Origin of the sequence: Rubritalea sp. (assembly GCF_051252225.1) — a bacterium.
Classification (GTDB): domain Bacteria; phylum Verrucomicrobiota; class Verrucomicrobiia; order Verrucomicrobiales; family Akkermansiaceae; genus Rubritalea.
In genome coordinates this window covers 64,817-87,964 of record NZ_JBPOGE010000009.1, presented here as the reverse complement: position 1 = coordinate 87,964, position 23,148 = coordinate 64,817, and the positions used below count along the sequence as shown (strand labels likewise).

18 protein-coding genes are annotated in these 23,148 nt (G+C 46.7%); 13 read left to right on the top strand and 5 right to left on the bottom strand.

The window, feature by feature from the left end; all coding sequences use genetic code 11:
- Positions 1–26 precede the first annotated feature (26 nt).
- The 4 genes from nirD to ACSHX2_RS10390 form a co-directional block, all read right to left on the bottom strand.
- Complete coding sequence (gene nirD / locus ACSHX2_RS10405; protein WP_435692881.1) at positions 27–362, bottom strand: nitrite reductase small subunit NirD; 336 nt, start codon at positions 360–362, stop codon at positions 27–29.
- A gap of 22 nt (positions 363–384) precedes the next feature.
- Positions 385–2,916, bottom strand: a complete 2,532-nt coding sequence (gene nirB, locus ACSHX2_RS10400) for a nitrite reductase large subunit NirB (RefSeq protein WP_435692880.1) — start codon at positions 2,914–2,916, stop codon at positions 385–387.
- Positions 2,917–3,041: 125 nt separating this feature from the next.
- On the bottom strand, positions 3,042–4,280 hold the full coding sequence (locus ACSHX2_RS10395; protein ID WP_435692879.1) for an alginate export family protein: 1,239 nt from the start codon (positions 4,278–4,280) through the stop codon (positions 3,042–3,044).
- Positions 4,281–4,496: 216 nt separating this feature from the next.
- The gene (locus ACSHX2_RS10390; RefSeq protein ID WP_435692878.1) at positions 4,497–5,435 is read right to left on the bottom strand and encodes a LysR family transcriptional regulator; all 939 of its coding nucleotides are present in this window, start codon (positions 5,433–5,435) and stop codon (positions 4,497–4,499) included.
- Positions 5,436–5,672: 237 nt separating this feature from the next.
- On the opposite strand from ACSHX2_RS10390, the gene ACSHX2_RS10385 reads away from it, so the two are divergent.
- The 13 genes from ACSHX2_RS10385 to ACSHX2_RS10325 all read left to right on the top strand — a co-directional run bounded on the left by ACSHX2_RS10385 (position 5,673) and on the right by ACSHX2_RS10325 (position 22,255).
- Positions 5,673–6,986, top strand: coding sequence for a CmpA/NrtA family ABC transporter substrate-binding protein (locus ACSHX2_RS10385; RefSeq protein ID WP_435692895.1), 1,314 nt, complete (start codon positions 5,673–5,675; stop codon positions 6,984–6,986).
- Positions 6,987–7,102: 116 nt separating this feature from the next.
- Positions 7,103–8,791 (top strand): ABC transporter permease subunit, encoded by a 1,689-nt coding sequence (locus tag ACSHX2_RS10380; RefSeq protein ID WP_435692877.1) that lies wholly within the window; start codon positions 7,103–7,105, stop codon positions 8,789–8,791.
- A 20-nt stretch (positions 8,792–8,811) separates the two neighbouring features.
- Positions 8,812–9,714: an ABC transporter ATP-binding protein gene (locus ACSHX2_RS10375; protein WP_435692876.1), complete on the top strand. Its 903-nt coding sequence runs from the start codon at positions 8,812–8,814 to the stop codon at positions 9,712–9,714.
- A gap of 1 nt (position 9,715) precedes the next feature.
- Positions 9,716–10,606 (top strand): ABC transporter ATP-binding protein, encoded by an 891-nt coding sequence (locus ACSHX2_RS10370; protein ID WP_435692875.1) that lies wholly within the window; start codon positions 9,716–9,718, stop codon positions 10,604–10,606.
- Positions 10,607–10,706: 100 nt separating this feature from the next.
- Complete coding sequence (locus ACSHX2_RS10365) at positions 10,707–12,176, top strand: NarK family nitrate/nitrite MFS transporter (RefSeq protein WP_435692874.1); 1,470 nt, start codon at positions 10,707–10,709, stop codon at positions 12,174–12,176.
- A gap of 11 nt (positions 12,177–12,187) precedes the next feature.
- Positions 12,188–13,933, top strand: a complete 1,746-nt coding sequence (locus tag ACSHX2_RS10360) for a protein kinase domain-containing protein (RefSeq protein WP_435692873.1) — start codon at positions 12,188–12,190, stop codon at positions 13,931–13,933.
- Between the two features lie 35 nt (positions 13,934–13,968).
- On the top strand, positions 13,969–15,714 hold the full coding sequence (locus ACSHX2_RS10355) for a DmsC/YnfH family molybdoenzyme membrane anchor subunit (RefSeq protein ID WP_435692872.1): 1,746 nt from the start codon (positions 13,969–13,971) through the stop codon (positions 15,712–15,714).
- Between the two features lies 1 nt (position 15,715).
- On the top strand, positions 15,716–17,935 hold the full coding sequence (locus tag ACSHX2_RS10350; protein WP_435692871.1) for a molybdopterin oxidoreductase family protein: 2,220 nt from the start codon (positions 15,716–15,718) through the stop codon (positions 17,933–17,935).
- 91 nt (positions 17,936–18,026) lie between these two features.
- Positions 18,027–19,181, top strand: coding sequence for a hypothetical protein (locus tag ACSHX2_RS10345; protein WP_435692870.1), 1,155 nt, complete (start codon positions 18,027–18,029; stop codon positions 19,179–19,181).
- Positions 19,182–19,382: 201 nt separating this feature from the next.
- The gene (locus ACSHX2_RS10340; RefSeq protein ID WP_435692869.1) at positions 19,383–20,132 is read left to right on the top strand and encodes a DNRLRE domain-containing protein; all 750 of its coding nucleotides are present in this window, start codon (positions 19,383–19,385) and stop codon (positions 20,130–20,132) included.
- Positions 20,133–20,255: 123 nt separating this feature from the next.
- A complete protein-coding gene (locus ACSHX2_RS10335; RefSeq protein ID WP_435692868.1) occupies positions 20,256–20,702 on the top strand; it encodes a hypothetical protein in 447 nt (148 codons plus the stop codon).
- 278 nt (positions 20,703–20,980) lie between these two features.
- On the top strand, positions 20,981–21,352 hold the full coding sequence (locus tag ACSHX2_RS10330; RefSeq protein ID WP_435692867.1) for a VOC family protein: 372 nt from the start codon (positions 20,981–20,983) through the stop codon (positions 21,350–21,352).
- A gap of 159 nt (positions 21,353–21,511) precedes the next feature.
- Positions 21,512–22,255: an SGNH/GDSL hydrolase family protein gene (locus ACSHX2_RS10325; protein WP_435692866.1), complete on the top strand. Its 744-nt coding sequence runs from the start codon at positions 21,512–21,514 to the stop codon at positions 22,253–22,255.
- Between the two features lie 131 nt (positions 22,256–22,386).
- Here ACSHX2_RS10325 and ACSHX2_RS10320 read toward each other — a convergent pair whose 3' ends face one another.
- Positions 22,387–23,133 carry a biotin--[acetyl-CoA-carboxylase] ligase gene (locus ACSHX2_RS10320; protein WP_435692865.1) on the bottom strand — a complete coding sequence of 249 codons (747 nt, stop codon included), beginning with the start codon at positions 23,131–23,133 and terminating at the stop codon, positions 22,387–22,389.
- Positions 23,134–23,148: the final 15 nt, after the last annotated feature.

The window sequence follows — 23,148 nt, the reverse complement described above, 5'->3', positions numbered from 1 at the left end:
GTAAATAGTGGGGGAGTCACCTGATTCTAGGCTTCTATGAGAAGCTCGCCGTCGACTTCCTTGATAGGGAAAGTTTCGAGGCTATATGCGCTATCAGTAAGGCACTCACCAGTAACTAATGAATAACGGTGCTTGTGAAGTGGACAGATGACGATTGGCTCGCCATCCGCATCACCAGTGAGACCACGTGAAAGCACCATGCGTTGGTTTTGTGGATTAAAGTTCTGAACGGCATACCACTTTTGTTCAGTAGGTAGATTGAAGACTGCGATTTGTTTTCCGTTAATTTTTACACAGCTGCCGAGATCTTGTGGGAAGTTAGAAACGGCCCCTACATTGATCTGTGTTGATTCTGTAATCATAATAATTTCTATGTGTTAAATGTTATGCATTAGCGAGTTCACCCGATTCTTTTTCATCTGATTCATTGAGGCGTGCAGGGCAGATTTGTCCACGAAGGTCGACAAATTCTACAGTCTCGTCCTCGTCCTCAGAGTTCTGGAAGTGCTTGAAGCGCTTCATTTTCTCTGGGTCATTGATTGCGTTTTTCCACTCACATTCGTAAGTGTCGACGAGGTGATTCATTTGCGCTTCTAGTTCCTCACAGATACCAAGTGAGTCTTTAATTACTACATCCTGAAGGTGCTCGAGACCACCTTCGAGCTTAGTCATCCATGTGGATGTGCGCTCGAGTCTGTCAGCGGTCTTGATGTAGTACATGAGGAAACGATCGATGTACTTAATGAGAGTTTCGCGGTCGAGGTCTGTTGCGAAGAGGTCAGCGTGACGTGGCACGATACCGCCATTACCACAAACGTAGAGGTTCCAGCCTTTTTCCGTAGCAATGATACCGAAATCCTTGGACTGAGCTTCAGCGCACTCGCGAACACAACCAGATACTGCTGATTTAAGTTTGTGAGGTGAGCGAATACCGCGGTAGCGCTTTTCGATGTCGATAGCGAGAGTGGTGGAATCCTGAACGCCGAAGCGACACCAAGAAGATCCTACACAGGATTTTACCGTACGAAGAGCTTTGCCGTAGGCATGACCGGATTCGAAGCCCGCATCGATAAGGTCTTTCCAGATAGCTGGAAGCTGATGAGCGCGGGCGCCGAGAAGGTCAATACGCTGACCACCAGTGAGCTTCATGTAGAGGTTATACTTTTTAGCGACTTCACCGATTACAATGAGACTGTCCGGGGTGATTTCACCACCAGGGATACGAGGAATGACGGAATATGTACCATCCTGCTGAATGTTTGCGAGAAATGCGTCATTGGTGTCCTGAAGCGGAGCCTTATCAAGGATAGGAACGTTCCAGCAAGATGCGAAGACGGATGCGGCAACAGGCTTACAAATTTCACAACCCATTCCTTTCCCGTGCTTGGCTAGGAGTTCGTTGAAATTCTGGATGCCGGTAGCGCGGACGATTTGATAGATTTCTTTACGGGAATGATCGAAGTGCTCACAAATACGATCACTGACTTCCACGCCAGACTCTCTCATTTTTGCTTTAAAGAGATCAGTCATAAGTGGCACACAACCACCGCAACCAGTTCCTGCTTTAGTACAGGATTTAAGTTCACCTACAGAAGAACATCCGTTTTCGATAGCACTACAGATCTCACCTTTAGTGACTGCTTCACAGGAGCAAATCTGTGCTGAATCAGGAAGATCACCAACCCCAACACCTACTGGTTCGCCATCGGAAGATGGGAGAATGAGTTGGATAGGGTCACCTTTAATCTCCATATCATTGAGGTACATTTGGTGAAGTGAGCCATAGGCACTTGCATCACCTACCAGAATACCACCTAGGAGTTTTTTGCCGTCTGCGGAGACAACGAGCTTCTTGAAGAGTTTGTTGTGCGTGTCATTAATAACAATCTCACGAGCTCCAGAGCCTTCTGGTACTTCGATAGCACCAAAGCTAGCAACATCAGTACCAATAAGTTTGAGCTTGGTGGACATATCAGCACCGGTGAAGGTAGCTTCTTTGCCTAGTAGAAGATCACTCACTGCATCAGCCATCTGGTAGCCAGGAGCAACAAGACCATAAATCATGCCTTCATAGAGCGCGCATTCACCAATTGCGAAAATATTAGGGTCGCTAGTAAGTAGGTAACTATCGACTTCGATACCACCACGAGGACCGACGGTGATTCCAGCTTCACTTGCCAGTTCGTCACGTGGACGAATTCCTGCAGAAACAATGATCATATCGACCTTTAGTTCGCTGCCGTCAGCGAATTCCATACCTTTGACAGAATCTTCGCCAGCAATATTTGAAGTGGATTTAGAGAGGTGAACCTTGATGCCACGCTCTTCGATAACGTCTTTTAGGAGGATACCAGCAGCTTCATCGAGCTGTCTTGGCATAAGGCGTGGTGCAAACTCAACTACATGTGTACGGAGTCCAAGGTCTTGAGCTGCTTTCGCCGCTTCGAGGCCTAGCAAACCTCCACCGATGACAGCACAAGATTTAGCATGAGCTGCATACTCTTGCATTGCATCAAGATCTTCTATCGTGCGGTAAACAAACACACCTTTTTTCTCTACACCAGGCACGGGTGGAACAAAAGGAGAGGAGCCAGTAGCCATAATGAGCTTGTCGTATTCAACAACCTTACCGGAGGATGTGATAACGCGCTTTGCCGCTTTGTCGATCTGGGTGACTTTCTCACCAATATGAAGTTCAACGCCATTCTCTTCATACCAATCAAAGTGGGTCATACTAAGATCTTCCGCAGTTTTACCGGAAAAGTATTCAGAAAGATGCACACGATCATATGCTGGACGTGGCTCTTCGCAGAATGTGACTATTTGGAATTTTTTGTCGACGTCTTTAGCTACGAGACGTTCACAGAATTTGTATCCGACCATGCCGTTACCTACGACTATTACTCTTTCTTTCATATTTGGATAATTGGGTAGTTGTTGATTCTTATTGAGCATGTGGCGTGCCACAAAAACACCCAATCAATGAATGAGATTCATCGATTGGGTGAATTTGATTTGAATAACTAAACTATGTGAATCCTCTAGAAGGTGTAGTTCAGTTCAACTGAGAACTGGGAGATGTTGTCTTCGAAAGCAACGTAATCACTATCATCGTTATTGCCAAAATAGTAGGCGTACTTAGCAACAGCCTTGAAGTTATCGTTGAACTTTTTCACTGCAGTAGCATCAAATTCGAATCCGTAGAACTGATCAAAATCCTGATCCCAGAAGGCGTGTACGAATCCTGTAAGTACCACACCGCCGGCGATTTTTGTCCCAGCACTTGCGTAAACATCACTAAGGCCATTCCATGCGGCAGCTGGAGCCAAACCTAGGCGATTGCCAGCAAATCTGTCAGCAAATCCGTTAAATTTGTGCACAGTAGCGAGGGGAGTCACAAACTCATCACCTAGGTATTCAACACCAACGTTGTAGTCGAGGATGCTCGCTTTACCTCCGTAGAAAACGTGAGCGTAGTAGTCACCGTAATCAGCTTCGTTGTTACCCGCTTCAGTCTGGTAGGCAAATTCTGTATGTAGTGATCCTTCGCCAAGAGCAAAGTCGAAGAAGCCACCATATGTGTTGTTGCTAGCACGCGAGAACGACAACTCATCAAAATCCATGAGGTAGGTGTAAGCGGTAAACTTATTCTCACCAAACTTGTAGGACCCGTTGACGAAGTGTGCAGCACCTTTGAGGGCTCTTGCAGCACCTAGAGCATCTGCACCGAATATGCGGTTCACACGGTTTACGTAGCTATACTTAAATGTGAATGCATCTTTCTTATAGTCGAGCAATGCGCCATCCATCGTTTGCTCGTTCTGACGCCATCCAACATTACCGATAAATGCTGCGTTATCATAGATGATACGCTGGCGACCTCCACGAAGAAGTGCGCCGTAGCCGATGTACTGAGCGTAAAGCTGATTGAGCTCGTTGTTCTCAGGATCATCAATGCGTGTGTTTCCTGGTGTATTAGGGTTGAGTTGTGGTTGAGCGCTTGCGTAATCATCGATGAAAGCAAGAGTGCTTTCAGTTTCGACGAAGGCACCAAAACCTTCAGATTTACCAACGAAGAAACCTGGGCGAATACGGAATGTGCCAGCCCAAGAGTTATCTAGACCTTGTATCTTGCGCTGCTCAAGACGAGCACGAGCATCGACGGAGAACTTAAACCACTCTTCTTTCGGTTTTTCTACAACGGGGATCTCTTGAACTTCACCAGCGATTACTGCTGTCTGTGTGAGTGCTAATAATGACAATAATGTACGTTTATTCATAACGTCATACAACAAGCAACGAATGTGCCAAGATGTTAGGTGTGCCAACCAGTACAATTAATCCAATACATTAATTTGATTCACTTATGCTTAGTTTACTTCAGGGCTCACTGCATGGCACAAAAAAGCTCCACCAGAGTGTGATGGAGCTAAAAGGATCTATTGAAGCTAAGGTGAAAAGCGCTGCTATTAGAAAAGCTGGTTAACGATCTGAGCTTACGCTCCCACTTCTTCTAGTTTTCTCCCTGTATGGATCGCCTTTTCCATTTCTTCTCGGCAGATCGTAATGAAATCCTCTTCAGGAAGAGAGAAGGTTTTTCCGCTATTTGAAAACACACCCCAGTTGCGTCGTGGTGGAGGGGAGGATATAGTGTGGGCTACTAACTCGCCTTTTTCAAATTCCTTCTTGGCGACCCAAGGGGGGATGATGCCAACTCCGAGACCAATTTTTGTCATCTCTTTAATAGCTTCCATGTTCCCCAGGGAAAGCGGGTGACGGTATTTCACGACGGTCTCGCTAAAGTGCTTAGTAATGAGGCGCATCGTCTCACTTTCAGCACCGTAAGCGATGAGTCTAACATCTGTGAGTGAACCGCCTCTATTAGTCTGGCGCTGAACCCAATCGTGATCAGGTGAGGTTACAAAGCAAAGCGTGTCTTCTGTGAGTGGAGTAAAAATGAAATTGTTGTCGCTAGGAGCTAGATGGATACCAATAGCGAGATCAAGCTGCCCATGCGCCAGTTTTTTCTGCATCGCTAATGTGTCACCAAGATCAACAGTAATCTCGCATTTGGGATGCATCCTAGCAAAAGTGTTAAGAACACTAGGTAGGATGTACTGGCAGATTGTGTCTGAAGCACCTACCCTAATAGAAGAGTAACCCCAGTGCTTGAGAGTTTCAATTTTAGTCAGAGATGACTCCAGTTCAGCAATGACGCGTTTAGCGTGATGGAGAAACACCTCACCGTATGGGGTAAGGGTTATACGTTTACCCATGCGCTCTATGAGGCTGCAGTCTAGCTGCTTCTCTAGTGATTTAATAGAGTGGGATACTGCAGATTGCGTGATGAAGTTCTTATTGGCCGCTGCAGTAAATGAACGCGTTTCTTCTAGAGCTATAAAAATCTTAAGCTGACGTATTTCAGGTAAGTTCATTGAGTGAGAAATTAGGTGTGAGGTGTAAGGCGGGGGAGACTAGGATATTTATTAATGTTATGTAAGCAGGATGTGTACCATCTGCAGAAATGAATCAGATTCATTTTTTAGATGCATAGCGAAGCCTTATGGTGTCGAGGGTTGGCACAGGTAGTGCTGGATTGCTGGTGTTCACAAATTATGAAAACGAACCCGTTAATTAAACAAGTTAGTACGCTCGCCACTATTGCTAGCGTTATGGCAGCACCTGCTCTTTACGCTGGGCAGCTCGATGTAGAAAAAGACTCTCTTAAGTTTGGTTTTATCAAGCTTACTGATTGCGCTCCTCTCGTAATCGCGAAGGAAAAAGGATTTTTCGATGATGAAGGCCTTCAGGTCGATGTAGTCGCTCAGCCAAACTGGAAAACTCTCTTAGATAATGTAATCTCTGGTGATTTAGATGGTGCGCATATGCTCTCTGGTCAGCCGATTGCAGCGACAATTGGTTTTGGTACTAAGGCGCACATCGTCACGTCCTACACAATGGATCTCAATGGTAATGCTATTACAGTATCCAATAACATCTGGAAGCAGATGCAGGAAAATGACCCTAAGCTCGATTCAGACACCCCTCCACACCCTATTACAGCAGATTCTCTGAAGCCAGTTGTAATTGAGAAGTTGGATGAAGGTGAGAAGCTTCAAATGGGTATGGTTTTCCCAACATCCACTCACAACTACGAACTACGTTACTGGCTGGCAGCTGCAGATATACATCCAGGTATGTATACGCAGTCAGATGTAGGTGGTCGTACCGACGCTCAAGTTGAGCTATCCGTAACACCTCCGCCAATGATGCCGGCGACTCTAGAGTCTGGTAATATCCAAGGCTACTGCGTGGGTGAACCATGGAATCAGCAAGCTGTGGCTAAAGGTATCGGTGTGCCAGTAATCACTAACTACGACATCTGGAAAAACAACCCAGAGAAAGTATTTGGTGTATCTAAGGCATGGGCTGACGAAAATCCAAAAACTAACATCGCTGTAACTAAGGCTCTCATTCGTGCTGGTAAATGGCTCGATGAGACCGATGAAAGTGGCAAGCTTGTAAACCGCGAAGAAGCTGCACGTATCCTTTCACGTCCGAATTATGTAGGTGCTGACTACGATGTCATTAAGAACTCCATGACTGGCTATTTCTTCTTCCAGAAGACTGACAAGCGTGAGATGCCAGATTTCAACGTATTCTACAAAAACAACGCTACCTACCCATGGTACTCTGATGGTATCTGGTTTCTCACTCAGATGCGTCGTTGGGGACAGATTTCAGAGCCTAAGTCTAAAGATTGGTACCTAGAAACTGCAAAAAGCGTTTATGCTCCTGAAGTTTACCTCGAAGCAGCTAAGATGCTCGTAGAAGAAGGTAATATCGATAAGGCGGATATCCCTTGGGATACAGATGGCTTCAAAGTGCCTACAACAGACTTCATTGATGGTGTTGAATATGACGGTAAAGAGCCGATCAAATATCTCAATAGCCACAAGATCGGTAACAAAGATCCTGAAGCATAATTTTCATAGTAATACCTGTAGTATTGTAATTAAGGCCACCTTTTTAAAAGGTGGCCTTTTTTTTGCATATAGAACCAGCTGAATTCTGGGGTGAATGTTAGTGATTCACCTCAGTTATGAGCAGAACTAATAAGTGGTGGTCTAGTGCCTGCTTAGTCAATGCCAACACTATTTCTGCTTACGCTATGAAATTCCTAAAGAAACTACAATACGCACTCTTAAAAGCCATCGATCTCAGTGGCCTCACATTCCTGGCTCCAGTGGTGAGGCTTTGTTATGGTGAAGAACCGAAAATCCAGCTCCAGAAGATTGGTCAATGGATATTTGTCCCCATTGCTGGTGTGCTAGCCTTCCTCTTCCTCTGGCATGTCACCTCAGGAACGATCCAAACGAAGTCTGGCACGCTTCCTAACCCGGCCCAGACCTGGAAAGGGTACAACGCCATCGATAAGCAAGCTGAACGAGAGAATCTAAAGATGAAAGCTTACGAGCTTACAGGTGATGCGCGCGAGCAGATGCTTGAGGAGTCGAAAGAGCAACTTGTAGGCGTAGAGGAGCGTGTAAAGCTAGCGAACGAAGCGGTGACACAGGCTAAGTCTGCTATGAGCGAAAAGACTAAAGGGCTCATTGCGCCGCTTGATGCAGAATATAAAGCCAAGAAAGTTGAATACAAAGAGATAGCAGACGCTAAAAAGGAGGCACTCATTGTGAAGGCTGACTCACTGCCAGCGGGTAATCAAGCGGCTTATACAGCTTACCAAGGTGAGGTGAAGGTTGCTGAATCTGAGAGCGAGGCCAATAAAGAGAAGCTCTCTGTACTTAAGAAAGAAATTGATAAGATTCGCGAGATGAAATCCCCACAAGTAGCTGACGCCCTCATTACTCAAACATTCGCTGCAGAAGAGGAACAGTTCCTTAAGAAGCAAATTGAACTTCTTAGTAATCGCAATAAAGCGATTCAGGTGGAGTCCGCTACAGGGAAGATTACAGCATCCAATGCTGAGTTTCTCACACTCACAGGTAAGGCGGCTTATGATAAGGCTCGTTCTATTGCTAAAGCTGAATCCCGCTTAGGTAAGATGGAGGACTCTGAGTATGCTAAGCCAGCAACCATTTGGTACCAGGTTAAGCGTTCTATTTTCTGTGTCTTTACTGGATTTATTATCGGCACAGCGATTGCGGTTCCAGTCGGAATCCTCTGCGGCCTCAACTCTACCTTCATGGCTGCCATGACTCCGTTCATCGCCATCTTCAAGCCGGTTTCACCAATCGTATGGTTGCCTATCGCACTCATCATTGTCTCAGGTCTCATCCCTGATCCTGACAACAACCCAATTATGGAATTCTTATGGGATCTCCCATTAATCGGTGAGTATAAGATCAATCCAGCCTTCATTGCTTCAGCAGTGACTGTGGCTCTCTGTTCACTTTGGGCGACCTTGGCAAATACAGCCCTCGGAGTAGCGTCTATCGATAAAGATCACATGAACGTAGCACGCGTACTCAAGCTCGGCTTCTTCGCTCGTCTTTTCAAGATCGTCATTCCGTCTGCGCTGCCACTTATTTTTGCAGGTCTTCGTATCTCACTAGGTGTCGGCTGGATGGTTCTTATCGCTGCGGAACTCCTCTCCTCATCAGAAGGTATTGGTAAGTTTGTGTGGGATCAGTTCAACAACGGCGCTTCCGACTCACTCGCTAAGATGATGGTTGTCGTATTCCTCGTGGGCATCATCGGACTCATTCTTGATCGCATCATGATCGTCTTCCAGCGCATGGTTACCTTCGACGGTGCAGTAAGCGTTTAATCATAGAAATATCCAAGATTATGGCATTTTTAGAAATAGATAACGCTTCAGTAAGCTACGGACCGCCCTCCAGCAGGGTGGATATCCTCAAGGATCTTAACCTCAAGGTTGAAGAAAATGAGTTTGTCGCAGTCATCGGATTCTCTGGAGCAGGGAAGAGTACACTAATGAGTCTTCTCTCTGGCCTCGAAAAACCTTCAACAGGCGAAGTTCGATTCAAAGGGGAGAGCATTAAGGAGCCGGGCCCAGACCTCGGACTCATGTTTCAGAACTACTCACTCCTCCCTTGGTTGACGGTGGTAGAGAATGTGAAGCTTGCTATTAGGGCTGTGGACCCTCGACTCTCCAAGAGTGATCTTGAAGAGCGCGCACGACACTATGTGAAAATGGTGAAACTCGATCACGCATTTGATAAGAAACCACAAGAGCTGTCAGGCGGCATGCGTCAGCGAGCATCGCTTGCACGCACACTCTCTCTGGACCCGGAAGTTCTGCTGCTTGACGAGCCGCTCTCAGCACTAGACGCCCTCACTCGATCAGAGCTACAGGACCAAATCCTCAATATCTGGGAGAAAGACAAACGTACAGTAGTGATGATCACTAACGATGTGGACGAAGCCGTTCTGATGGCTGATCGCATCGTCCCTCTCACTATGGGGCCAGCGGCAACTCTCTCTGACGACTTCAAGGTGAACATGGCACGTCCACGTGACCGCCACACACTGAATGATCATCCAGAATTTATGCGCCTCAAGTCTGAGATCACCAACTACATGATGGGGCTCAATAAAGAGAGTAAGAAGCTCAGTGCCGATATCATACCAATGCCTAAGGTGACACCTAAGAATTTCTCACCAACAGTGCTCGCTCCAACATTCAAGCAAAACCCTGTTTCCAGTAAGAACTCTAACAACGTAGCCTAATATGTCTGAGAATTTAAAATTTGTAGAGATTTCAAATCTCGTTAAAGAATACCCGAATCCGTACGGTGATCCTTTCCGCGTAGTTGAAGACTTCAACCTAAATATCAAGGAGGGGGAATTCATCTCACTCATTGGTCACTCTGGTTGTGGTAAATCCACGGTTCTCACAATGCTCGCAGGGCTCAATGAGATTTCTGGCGGGGGTATCATTGTAGGGAATAAGGAGATCGACGGCCCGGGTCCTGATCGCTCTGTGGTATTCCAGGCACCATGCTTGATGCCATGGTTGACAGCCTACGCTAATGTGATGCTTGGAGTGAAAAACGTCTATCCACACGTTAATAAGGCTACTCAGAAGCAGATTGTCGAGCATTCACTTTCTGTCGTTGGCCTAGCTGACTCCATGAAGAAATACCCAAAGGAGCTATCTGGCGGCATGCAGCAGCGTGTTGGTATAGCGAGAGCGATTGCTCTTCAGCCTAAAGTGCTGCTTCTTGATGAGCCTTTTGGTCGACTAGATTCATTGACTCGTATGGAGCTACAGGATGTCATTATTGATATTCTTGAACGCGAAAAACTTACGGCGATGATTGTTACACACGATGTTGATGAAGCCGTATTTATGGCGGATCGCTGTGTAATGATGTCAAATGGCCCTAAGGCTGGGTTAGGAGAAATTCTCGAAATTGATTTCCCACGTCCGCGTAACCGACAGGAAATCTTTAATGATCAGAAGTTCTTCACTTACCGTGAGCACCTCCTTGCATTCCTCGAGCAGCGCTCACACATCAAAGGGGAGACTCGCGTTTTCTCAGCTGGGGAAACCATGGGATTCCGCAATAAAGAACAAATTCAAGATTTGGTTGATAAATCGATGGGTGTAGTTGCCTAAGTGTTCATAGCGCTAAATAATGAATGCCAATCATGTTAGACATGATTGGCATTTTTGCGTCACCACCCTTTTTGGCACATGTATTGCTTTCATCCATAACGTGAACACCACTGATAAGTTAAACGTACTCGATCTAAAGAATCCGAGCATACGCACTCTCCATGTTTCATGGATTGCGTTCTTCATTACATTTGTTGTCTGGTTTAACCACGCACCCCTTGGCGCAGTTATTTCAGAAGCATTCAACCTGACTAAACCGCAATGGAAGGCGCTTCTCATTGTAAACGTTGCTCTCACCATTCCCTCACGTGTGATTGTGGGTATGCTCGTAGATAAATTAGGCCCTAGAAAGACCTTCTCTACACTCCTCATTATATCGGGTGTGCTCTGTGCGTTGTTTGCATCTGCTCAAACTTATGAACAACTTGCCGTTACGCGTTTCGCGATGGGCTTCGTTGGAGCTGGGTTTGTGATCGGAATCCGCATGGTGGGAGAGTGGTTCCCAGCACGTCAAGTCGGTCTTGCTGAGGGTATTTATGGTGGTTGGGGTAACTTCGGTTCAGCCGCTGCAGCGATGACCTTGCCAACACTTGCCACCATTTTTGGTGGTGAAAATGGCTGGAGGTATTCACTCTATTGTACCGCAGCGATTGCATTCCTTTACGGGATCTTCTTCTACATTGTTGCGCGTGACACCCCTAAGGGGGCCACCTACTTCAAACCTAAAAAGAGCGGCGGAATGGAAGTAAGTACACGCCGTGACTTCTACTTCCTCCTCATCATGACAATACCTATGTATGCAGCTCTTGCAGTTCTCGCATGGAAATTGATTTCCGTTGGCTTACTTACACAGAGCACAACGAATATGATCTATGTCGGCCTAGCAGCACTCTTCGTTTTCCAGGTGAGTCAAATCTACCGCGTCAACAAAACCATGCTCAAAGAGGGTGGGGTGCCTGAGATGTTCCGCTACAAATTTAAGCAAGTTGCAATTCTCGATCTCAACTACTTCGTCACTTTCGGCTCTGAACTCGCAGTAGTTTCCATGCTTCCATTCTTCTTCATGGAAACATTTGACCTATCACCAGTGACAGCTGGCCTCCTCGCGTCAGGCTTCGCATTCATGAATTTAATTGCCCGCCCTGCAGGTGGTTTGATTTCAGATAAATTCGGTCGTCGTAAGTCCATGATGATTTTCATGGTCGGTCTAGCAGTTGGTTACTTCACTATGAGTCATATTGACGGCACATGGGCGATACCGCTCGCCGTACTTGCCACAATGTGCTGCTCATTCTTCGTGCAGTCCGGCGAAGGCGCAGTGTTTGCCATGGTGCCGCTCGTACAGCGCCGTATGACTGGTCAGATTGCTGGAATGGCTGGCGCCTACGGCAATGTAGGAGCAGTTGTATTTCTTACGATTTTCTCCTTTGTCGATGCTTCTACCTTCTTCATGATCATCGCAGCATCTAGCTCCATTGGTTTCATCGCCACATACTTCCTTGAAGAGCCAGCTGGCCACACTGCTGAAGTGATGCCTGATGGATCTGTGGAGCTTATCGAAGTTTCCTAATTAAAAATTAAATGATCACCACATTACCCACTGAGCACGCACTAACTGTCTCAGTGGGTCAATGCTCCCTCAAGGGAGTAAAAAAACAAAACGAAGACTGCATCGGCATTCATGTGCCTGATGCCGCTTCTGTCTTCACGAAAGGTATCGCAGTCGTCATCGCTGATGGGGTGAGCGCAGCAAGTGGTGGCAAGCTCGCCGCGGAGATGTGCGTACAGAGCTTTCTTTCCGACTATTATAGTACGCCTGACACTTGGTCAGTGAAGACTTCTGGTCACAGAATTCTCACAGCACTCAATCGATGGCTCTATAGTCAGGGGCACAGTGAGGGGCTTGCAAATGAGAAGGGCTACCTCTCTACGCATAGCTCTATCATTTTCACTTCTAACACGGCACACATTTTCCATATTGGCGACACACGGATTTACCGTATTCGCAATGGAGAAATCGAGCAGCTCACCAATGATCACAGCACTCAAATCTCCAAAAACACGACGTATTTAAGTCGCGCAATGGGGCTCAATCTGAATCCCAAGGTGGACTTCAAGGAATTTGGCATCGAACTCAACGATCTCTTCCTACTCAGCACCGATGGCGTCCACGAATGGTTACGTGATAGCCAGATGCTCGATATCATAAAGAGTCACGAATCTCTCGATGTTACCGCCAAAGAAATTGTTAATGCCGCACTGCTTTCAGGAAGTAACGACAACCTCTCCTGTCAGCTAGTCCAGATTAGTGCTGTACCGGGAGCAAATCAGGAAGAGCTTCAGCGCTTTCTCCGTGAACGCCCATTTCCTCCATTACTCTACCCAGGTATGAGTGTCGATGGTCTCGAAGTCGAGTCGGTGATCTTTGAGAGCGCAAGAAGCCAACTCTATAGGGTGCGTGACACTTCAACCAAGGAAGCCTTCGTAATGAAGACGCCTTCGCCGAATTTCCAAGATGACCCTGCATACATCGATAGATTTGTCGCAGAAGAATGGATCGGCAGACGCGTGGATCATAAAAACCTCATTAAGGTCGTAGAGCGCCCACAAAAAGCCACTTTCCTTTACTACCTCATGGAGGAGGTGAAGGGGAAGACGCTTGCTCAGTGGATGGACGCACACAAGGGAGATATCGACACGTTAAAAATTGTCCGCATTGTCGAACAGATTGTCTCGGGTGTTCGAGCGCTCCATCGCAAGGAAACCATTCACCAGGATCTGAAGCTAGATAACATCATGCTCACCGCTGATGATCGCCCAGTTGTCATCGATTACGGATCCTGTAAAATTGAAAGCATTCACGGTAAAGGGCAGGGGATAGAGCAGCCAACTGCGCTGGGAACAATCGACTTCTCCGCACCCGAATACAGACTAGAGATCGAGTCTTCTATCGGAGTGAAGTCTGATCAATTCTCCATCGCGATGATTGCTTACCATCTACTCACTGGCGGCAAATGCCCCTATGGAGATAAATGGACCAAGGCACAAACGTACAAGGATTTCAGCCTACTAGAATACATTCCGGCCTATAAATATAAACCAATGGTGCCAGTGTGGGTAGATGGAGCACTAAAGCGAGCTCTGAGCGTGCACGCAGAGTCACGCTACTCCAGCATGAGCGAGCTCGTGCGCGACCTTAAAGACCCGAATCCGCTCTATGTTGAGTCTCGCCATTTACCGCTCATGGAGCGTAATCCTGAGCGCTTTTGGAAAATAACCTCTAGCGCGCTCTTTGTGCTACTCGTATTAGTTCTTCTCTATAAATGATGAACGAAACTCACAGTTAGATATTACTCTGGCTCATGAGTTTCATTAGTGCATGGCACGCATTTTGCTTAAAAAGAAGGAGTATGACTGGGATGAATAAGGGTGCGCACGTTTTAGATCGGGTGGACTCATCAAAAATCGATAAGCTATCAGAGGCTAATGCTGAGATAACTTTGATTGATCAACTTCTGACCGAGCAACGTAGTTTATCTGCCGTCGAGCGCTTTAGTCAAAAGCATGAAGATGCGACCACTCCGATCCAGTCGAAATACTATAAGGATCTCATTCCTATTAAAAAGCCCTCTTCAGGAGAGCAATACGCTTTCGAAGTAGACATGGATAAATGCACCGGCTGTAAGGCCTGTGTTGTTGCATGTCATAGCCTCAACGGTCTGAAGGATAAAGAATCCTGGCGTGACGTAGGATCGATTCGTGGAGTAGTCGACGGTGTGGCAGAACAGCAGACCGTCACCTCAGCTTGCCACCACTGTGCTGACCCAGCTTGCTTGAATGGTTGCCCAGTGGGAGCTTACGAGAAAATGGAAGACACGGGTATTGTGAGACATCTCGATGACCAATGTATCGGTTGTCAGTATTGTTCACTCAAGTGTCCATACGATGTCCCTAAATATGATGATGCTCTAGGCATTGTTAGAAAATGCGATATGTGTCACGAGCGACTCGCTGAAGGTGAAGCCCCTGCATGTGTACAATCCTGCCCGAACGGAGCTATTTCCATTCAAGTGATCAATGTGGCGGAGTCGCGCGAAAAATCAATGCAAGGCGGCAGCATGGTCGCTGGCGCTTTCCGCTCCGATTACACGCTTCCAACCACTAATTTCCGCAGTAAGCGTAATCTTGATGGAGCAATGCATCCTGCAGATGACAAGGATCTTACTCCTGCGCACAACCACGTGCCGCTCGTATGGATGCTAATGCTGACGCAGGTTGCTGTCGGCGCATCGATCGTATGTTTCGTCGTACAGTCTCTAGCTCCTGATTCCTCCCAAACAGTAACCCTCGCACTCTCAGCTCTCGCCGTCGTGTTAGGAAATGTTGGACTCGTCTCCAGCTTGCTCCACCTTGGTAGCCCGCTAGGAGCATGGCGCGTCTTCCTCGGATTAAAGACCTCATGGCTCAGTCGCGAAATCCTCCTCTTTAGCGCATGGATGCCGGCACTGATAGCCTATGCTGCCTTGCTTTGGTACCCAGTGGCGCAAGGATTCCTCCCTGAAATTCTCACTTTCGAAATCCCATCGTTCATCACCACAGGCGCAGGTGTCTCCTCCGCAGTCCTTGGTCTTCTCAGCGTATTCTGCTCAGTGATGGTCTACGTGGACACGAAACGCGCCTTCTGGAGCATGTCTAAGACCTGCGCTCGCTTCTTCGGAACCACACTGCTCGGTGGCTTCGCAGGCTTAGTGACTGCAGAATCGATTCTTAACAGCTCAGTTAGCACCTTCGCAGCAATCGGCTTCACCCTGTCGGTAGCTTTCAAGATGTTGACTGAATTTGCATTGCTCAAACCAGCGAAATCAAGCGACTGGAGCTTCGCTAAAAAGAGTGCCTTGATTCAGCTGAACTCACTTACCAGTACACTGAAAGTGCGTTGGGCCATATTCTTACTCGCTTCACTATGTTTAGCCATCGGTTTGGCTCAGCCCGCAGCAGCGTTACTCTGCCTACCACTTATTCTTATCGGAGAATGGTTAGAGCGCAGTATCTTCTTCCAAGCGGTGGTCACTCTTAAGATGCCTGGCGAAATCAACAAAGCTCACTGATATGCTCACACTCCCAAAATCACTCGAAAAAATCGTACCACCCATTCGTCAATGGCAAGGGCCGAAGACGGCTGAGCTTCTTCGCTCACCAGGTAAGTTTGGGCTGGGGCAGGTACCAGATAAGCTTGTCCCAGACGCTACGACCAATGTCGTGTGCGGGTTCTGCTCTACTGGCTGTGGGCTCAATGTGCACCTAAAAGATGGGAAAGCAGTCTCACTCACCCCTTCGACTCAGTACCCAGTAAACCTCGGTATGGCATGTCCAAAAGGCTGGGAAGCTCTCACGCCACTCGAGGCGAATGACCGTGCTACACACCCAATGATCCGCAAACAGCGCGGTGGTCAGTTAGAGCCTGTTAGTTGGGATGAGGCGATGAACGCGTTCTGCTCTAACTTTAAAAAAATCCAGAAAGAGTATGGCGATGAGTCAGTTGCATTCATATCGACTGGTCAGATCGTATCAGAGGAAATGGCATTTCTTGGCGCCTTAGCAAAGTTTGGCATGGGTATACGCCACTGTGATGGCAACACCCGTCAGTGCATGGCGACCGCTGTGGTTTCCTACAAGCAAAGCTTCGGCTTCGACGCACCACCTTACACCTATCAAGATTTCGAAGAGTCAGATGTGATCATTCTTATCGGCTCTAACTTATGTATCGCGCACCCGATCATGTGGCAGCGTATTGAGCGCAATAAGAACAATCCAGAGATCGTGGTAATCGACCCGCGTAAGACTGAAACAGCCGTTGCCGGAACTCAGCATTACCCGATCTTGCCGAAGTCCGATCTCTACTTTTTCTATGGCTTGGCGAACCTCTTGATCGAGAAGGGCTGGATCGATGAAAAATTCATCGCCGAACATACCAATGAGTTCGAGAGCTTCAAAGAGCACGTGAAAGGCTTCGACCTCACACAGGTCCAAGAACAATCTGGCATCACTCCTGAGCAATTACTCAAACTCGCAGAAACGATTCACCGAGGTGAGCGCGTTTCCTTCTGGTGGACCATGGGCGTGAACCAATCACATGAAGGTGTCCGTACCGCCCAGGCCATTATCAACCTCGCGCTGATGACAGGAAATATCGGCAGACCAGGAACAGGGGCTAACTCTATTACCGGTCAGTGTAATGCGATGGGCTCACGCTTATTCTCTAACACCACGAATTTACTTGGTGGTCATGATTTCGCCAACCCTGAGCATCGCGCCAAAGTTTCTAAGATTATTGGTGTCGAAGAAGAACACATCCCTACTGAGCTCGGTATGGCGTACGATCAGATTGTCGAAGGCATTCACGAAGGGAAAATCAAGGGACTCTGGGTGCTTGCTACGAATGGCTCACACTCTTGGATCCATCAAGACCGCTACCGCGAGGCGATGGAGAAGCTCGATTATCTAGTCGTCCAAGACATGTACGACAGTACCGAAACTGCTCAGCAAGCGGATCTCATCTTACCCGCTGCAGGCTGGGCAGAGAAAGACGGGGTATTCATTAACTCTGAGCGTCGTATCGGTCTGGTAAAAAAAGTGGCGGAAGCACCAGGCGAAGCACTATCAGACTTCAATATTTTCAAACTCGTCTCTCATTATTGGGGAGTAGGGGAGCGCTTCAAAAAATGGTCATCTCCCGAGGCCGCCTTTAAGATGCTCACCGAGCTCACTGAAGGGCAACCATGTGATATCTCTGGAGTCACTGGCTACCGTATGGTCGATGACCACGGCGGAATCCAGTGGCCATGTAAACCCGACCAAGTGTCAGGTCTCGCTGAGGATAACCAGCGTCGTCTATTCGCAGATGGCAAATTCTACCACCCAGACCAAAAGGCAAAGTTCATCTTCGAAGAGCCAAAACCAGTCGCTGAACCCACTGATAGTGAGTACCCCTGGGTGCTCCTAACTGGGCGCGGCAGCTCAGCCCAGTGGCACACTGAGACCCGTACCAAGAAGTCAGAAGTGCTGCGTATGCTACACCCGGGCGAGATCTACGTGGAAATCCATCCAGACGACGCCAAGCGACTCAACATCGAGCCTAACAGCAAGATTATCATCAAATCCCGCAGAGCCGAAGTCGAAGTCACAGCCAGCGTTACTCCAAGCGTCTACCCTGGCCAACTTTTCATGCCGATGCACTACGCTAAGATGAACAAGCTCACTCAGGCGTCCTTTGACCCGTACTCACGCCAGCCGAGCTATAAGTTCTGCGCAGTGAACATTGTTCTGTAAATTAAGGCTTACAGCCGAAATGGGATTGTGCTTTAAATAAAAGACCATGATCCCAAAACCCCTACACTGTGTCGTGTTCGGGGCTCTATCTATGAGCCTCTCTCTCTCTGATGTACATGCAGCTTCACCTAAAGTTGTTTCCCATCCCTTGCTATCGCATTTGAATAAGTCCCTTGAGAAAAAGAAGGGGGCACATAGTTTTCAAGAATTAGATAGATTCTACTTACCTGATATACGTTTAAAGCAGGTCACACTTGATGAGGCGTTCAAAGCTATTGACGTGGCCTATAAAGAGACTTGTGAAATCACTCTACAAAAACCACTTCAGATTAAATACACGGGTGCGCCTACAGAAAAAAGAACGCTAAACATCACCCTAAGTGGAACATATCAAGAGACCACCAAGCTCATCGCCGCGTATTTTGGATCTGAGCTTCGCTATTCTCCAGATACTCAGACTGTAGCCGTCTCACCAACCACCATCGACCCGTCCATAACGCAGTCAGAAATCCCTCTTCCACCAGACTGGTATCAGCTTCTAAACCTCACTCCTTCAACCAAGGATAGAACTAATGCTTCTGAGGAGAAGGCGCTCGAAAAACTAGCGTCTATTCTAGATGAAAATAATAAGACTGAGATCAGCTATTCCCGAAAGAAATGCACGATGACTATCAGTGGAAGTCCACTAGCCGTGAAAAAACTTAAAAACATCTCTCAAATCCTCCGTGGGATAAAACCTAGTCAAATTCGCGTAGCCTCTAAGTCTGTTGCTTTACCTGAGAAAAATGACCCTCTATCAAGGGCTTTAACTGGTGATAATGTACTCTACCTTGAAGATGGTGCAGTACAGATGATTATGCGTGGTCTATCACAGACCAAAGACACTCAAATTACGACAGCTCCAAGCATTGTCATGAGAGACAAAGAACTAGCAACACTTGAACTCATCAATGAATTTGAATCTGGCTTACTTTCCAAGAAGAAGCAGTGGACTGGATGTCGACTCCATATCTATGGAGAGCTTACAGGATTTGATATCACTCTGAACCGTGAAACATTCATTGGCCAACGGGAAGGTCTTTTGAATAAATTCCACTATTACGATTATAAATGGATCACCACATGTAGAGATGGAAATACGACCGCTCGCTATTCTCACAGTCATAATGGACTCAATTACTATATATTTATGACTAATAATATTGTCGACGCTACAGGGAAAAGGGTGCGTGTGACAAAAAGTTAAGATCTTCAGAGAAACCTCATTGCAGTTATTAACCGATTCTCTAACTTCAAGTAATTATTTGGATCGCCCCCCTCAATCACAGTATGGAAGAACAAGACACGACCCGCTGAAAGTCGAGTAATACATCTACCCAGATACAAAGCAGGCTGAGAATTTCAGTAGTTGGTGTGCTTTACGTAAATAAGAACTCCCATTGACTACATGAAAAAAACACCTAGAAAACTACTATCTTTATTCCCTGTGGTATTCCTAGGAATGCAGTCAGTTCACTCAGCGACTGCCGTATTGTCTGCAACCCTAACCACGACTATCTACAGCGAAGGAGAACTCTCCAATTCACTTGGGGACTATTTTTTTGCAGGAAATACGGCTCTGGGTGACAGCAGGAGAGCGCTCATCGAATTTGATTTTTCAGCTCTAAACAATGTTCAAATAAACTCTGTGACATTAGAGATTTCTATGAATCAATCGATAGCTGGAAGTGAAACTGTTTCTATATATCGAACTACTAGTCTTTGGGACCAAGGCACCTCCGATGCGCCTGGAGGCGAAGGAGCTGGAACAGCAGCCACAGTTGGAGACCCGACTTGGCTCTATCGAGAGTCTGATGGAGTAGGTGGTGGTGTACTCTGGTCAACTGCAGGTGGCGACTTCGTTTCAAGCACAAGTGCACAGACGGCTGTTGGATCTAATGGGGATTATCAGTGGAGTTCTTCTGGCTTGGTGACCGATGTCCAAGCTTGGGTAGACGGCACCGCCGATAATTATGGTTGGACTATTATTGGTAATGAGTTGTCAGATACTACCGCTAAACGTTTTGCCGCGACTGGAGCGTCTGCACCGAGCCTAATAATCGACTACACTACAATTCCTGAGCCATCATCTACAATTTTACTGGGTGTGGGTGCTCTAGTTCTTGTTGGTAATCGACAAAGAAACCAGAAGGGTTAGCCGAACAAGGCACGCGCCCAATTTCTGGCCCACCTATAGCCGAGCCATTGTATGAAATCCCAAATCAACTTAATGCACACTCCATTTCCAGTAATTGGCGTGCTTCACCTCCAATAAAAAATCATGAAATCACCACTTTTTAAAATCGTCTTACTGCTAGCGCTAGCACCGTTTGCTGGATTACAGGCAAATGATGAAATCGATCTATCTAAACAAAAACCTGAAATCCGTGATGGCGAATATCTTTATGAAATCAAAGAGGGGGAAGCTTTTGTTAACGACGAGCTCATTACTCTATTCGCAATAGGTAAAGAAGACGTCAGTGTCGCGTACCGAAATAAAACAGAAAAAAAGAAGAAGCCCTCGTACACGATTGAAATTTATAATGCCTATGGGCTGATGATCGCCTCGAAAGAAGTGGGTAAATCTGTAGCCCTCCTCGGACCGAGCACCTACATGGAACCCAATGCTGTCAGTGCTGAAAAAATTTATCTAGATAAATTCCCACTTCTAGAAATCTTAGGTAATACCAATATCCAGATCCCTGAAGATTTAATGACGATGAAGTAGATCATTTTATCCGAGACAAACACGAAAGCTGCAGATCATAAGACTGATTAGATAACACTTTATAGCTCGCCGATCAAATACGTGAGTAAGAAAATCTGTACTCATGCTACAACCCGAGTCACCGAAAACACTGTCCTTTGAGTCACCGGGAAATCTGAGTGTGCGGCAACTCCGTTTCAGCAAGCGGCTCATAATTGAGACTTTTTAATAAAAGGTAGCCAAATGAAGCTTCACATTAGATTCTGATTAAGAGCAAAATACATGACTCTAAAAATCCTATGAAAATACAAGAAATCGCATTCTCCTGTTATCCGGTAACTGATATGGCACGCGCTCGCACCTTCTATGAAGGCGTTCTCGGGCTCAAGGCCACGATGGATGAAAAGTTAGAAAATGGTCATTGGGTCGAGTACGATATTGGTGCCGGCACCTTAGCGATCGGAGCAGCTCCAGGGTTGAACCCCAGCTCAGAAGGCTGTAGCGTATCTCTCGAAGTGGACGATTTTGACGCTGCGCTTGCAGAATTAAAGCAAGCAAACGTGGAATTCAGTTTCGGACCTATCGAGACAGCTGTCTGCAACATGGCCTTCGTGAAGGATCCAGACGGAAATTCTGTTGGGATTCACAAGCGAAAGCCTGGGCATCACTAGTCAATTTATTCACCGATCGCGAAACAGGGAATAAACTGGTAAGTAACTTCGATCCACATGGCTCAATAATTTCCTGTATTTATCTGATTCAGAAATCTAAATAGTACAATCCTGTGACTACTAGGCAATACTGCAGGGTAAACTAACCACTCTAAACCTATGAAAACTTTCCGAAAGTTCCTTACAATCCCACTCTTTTTATTATCCTCACTCATCGCGAGTAGCGAGTTTTACACGCCTAAAGAAGACCTTGATTCTATTCAGGAAAATAAAAAGGAGGATGTAAACCTACCGAATGTTCTTTTACTCGGTGATTCTATCTCAATCGGCTATACGCCAGCAGTGATTGAATTACTCGATGGTGTGGCGAATGTCAGCCGTCCGACTAACAAGGCTAGAGTGAACTGCGGAGACACGGAGAGGGGTTTGAAGGATCTCAATAAATGGCTTGGTGATAAGAAGTGGGACGTGATCCACTTCAACTGGGGACTCCACGACTTATGCTTCAGACACCCTGAGGCGAAGACCTATGGTAAGCGTGACAAAGTCAATGGCTCTGTGTCAGTTCCGATAGAAAAGTATCAACAGAACTTAGAGCAGTTAGTTGAGCGCTTAGAGAAAACTGGAGCGACTCTGATCTGGGCTAGCACCACGAAAGTCCCTGAAGATGAAGCAGGAAGATTCGTGGGAGACGACTTGAGGTATAATGCTGCTGCTAAGCAAGTAATGGATAATCACGGAATTGCTATTGATGATCTATACGCGCTCACAGCGAGTATGGATGCTTCCTCATTCAGTAAGCCGGGGGACGTCCATTTTGCCAAAGCTGGATCTGAAAAAATGGCGGCTCAGGTTGCGGCAGAAATCACTAAGGCGCTGAAGCAAGAAGACGCAGCGAAGTAAGTTTACCGGTTGCAGAGAGCTCTCCTCCTGATAAATCTGGAGCTCTCAGAGCAAACTCTTATTTCTGGATCTAGGCACTATGGACAAGTGGTACGCTACTCTAGCATATCCCTTTTAATATGCTCAACGGCCTAGGGGATCAATCTAAAGCTATGGCCTGTATGTACCTCTTCCGGACCACTCCCGTGATCGATAAGTAGGTAGCCATTTTTGCTCAGACCTCTGCCTATTCCCTGAAAGGATTGTGAGTCTTTTATGTATTGAACCCGCTGATCGTAAAATAGATCGAGAGGCTCGATCTCTGCTCTGATGCGTTGATAGTGATCTTGGCAGAGACTGATTTTCTGAATCAGCTGATTCAAAATAGCAGCGAGTAATTCTTCTCGAGAAATGGTTTTTTCAAGCTGCGTAAAGAGGGAAGTGGCGGTATCTATGCTCGGTATAGAATTCACATTGATCCCTATTCCAATAAGCGTGTACGACTGGAGTTGCTCGATAAGGATACCCGCCACCTTGGAGTTACTGAGGTAGATGTCGTTAGGGAATTTCACTTGTGGCTGTAGTCCATAAGTCGCGAGTGCATGCGCGACTGCTAGGGCTGAACTAGTGGCTACTTTATGCGCATCAGAAAGCGCTAAACCAGTCTCTATCACGGCGGTGAATAGCAAGTCTTGGCCGTAGGCACTGGTCCAGGTGTTTTCACGTCTGCCACGTCCATTAAGCTGTTGTTCTGCTAAAAACACACATGGCTCCGTAGGTGGGTTAGAGAGAACGAGCTTCTTCGCCTGCTCATTGGTCGAATCTGTTTCAATGAAATAATGGAGCTCCCAATTTTTTTGTAAGCTGCGGAATTGCGAGAGTGAAAAGTGTGAATCCATTCAGCTGTAAAATTG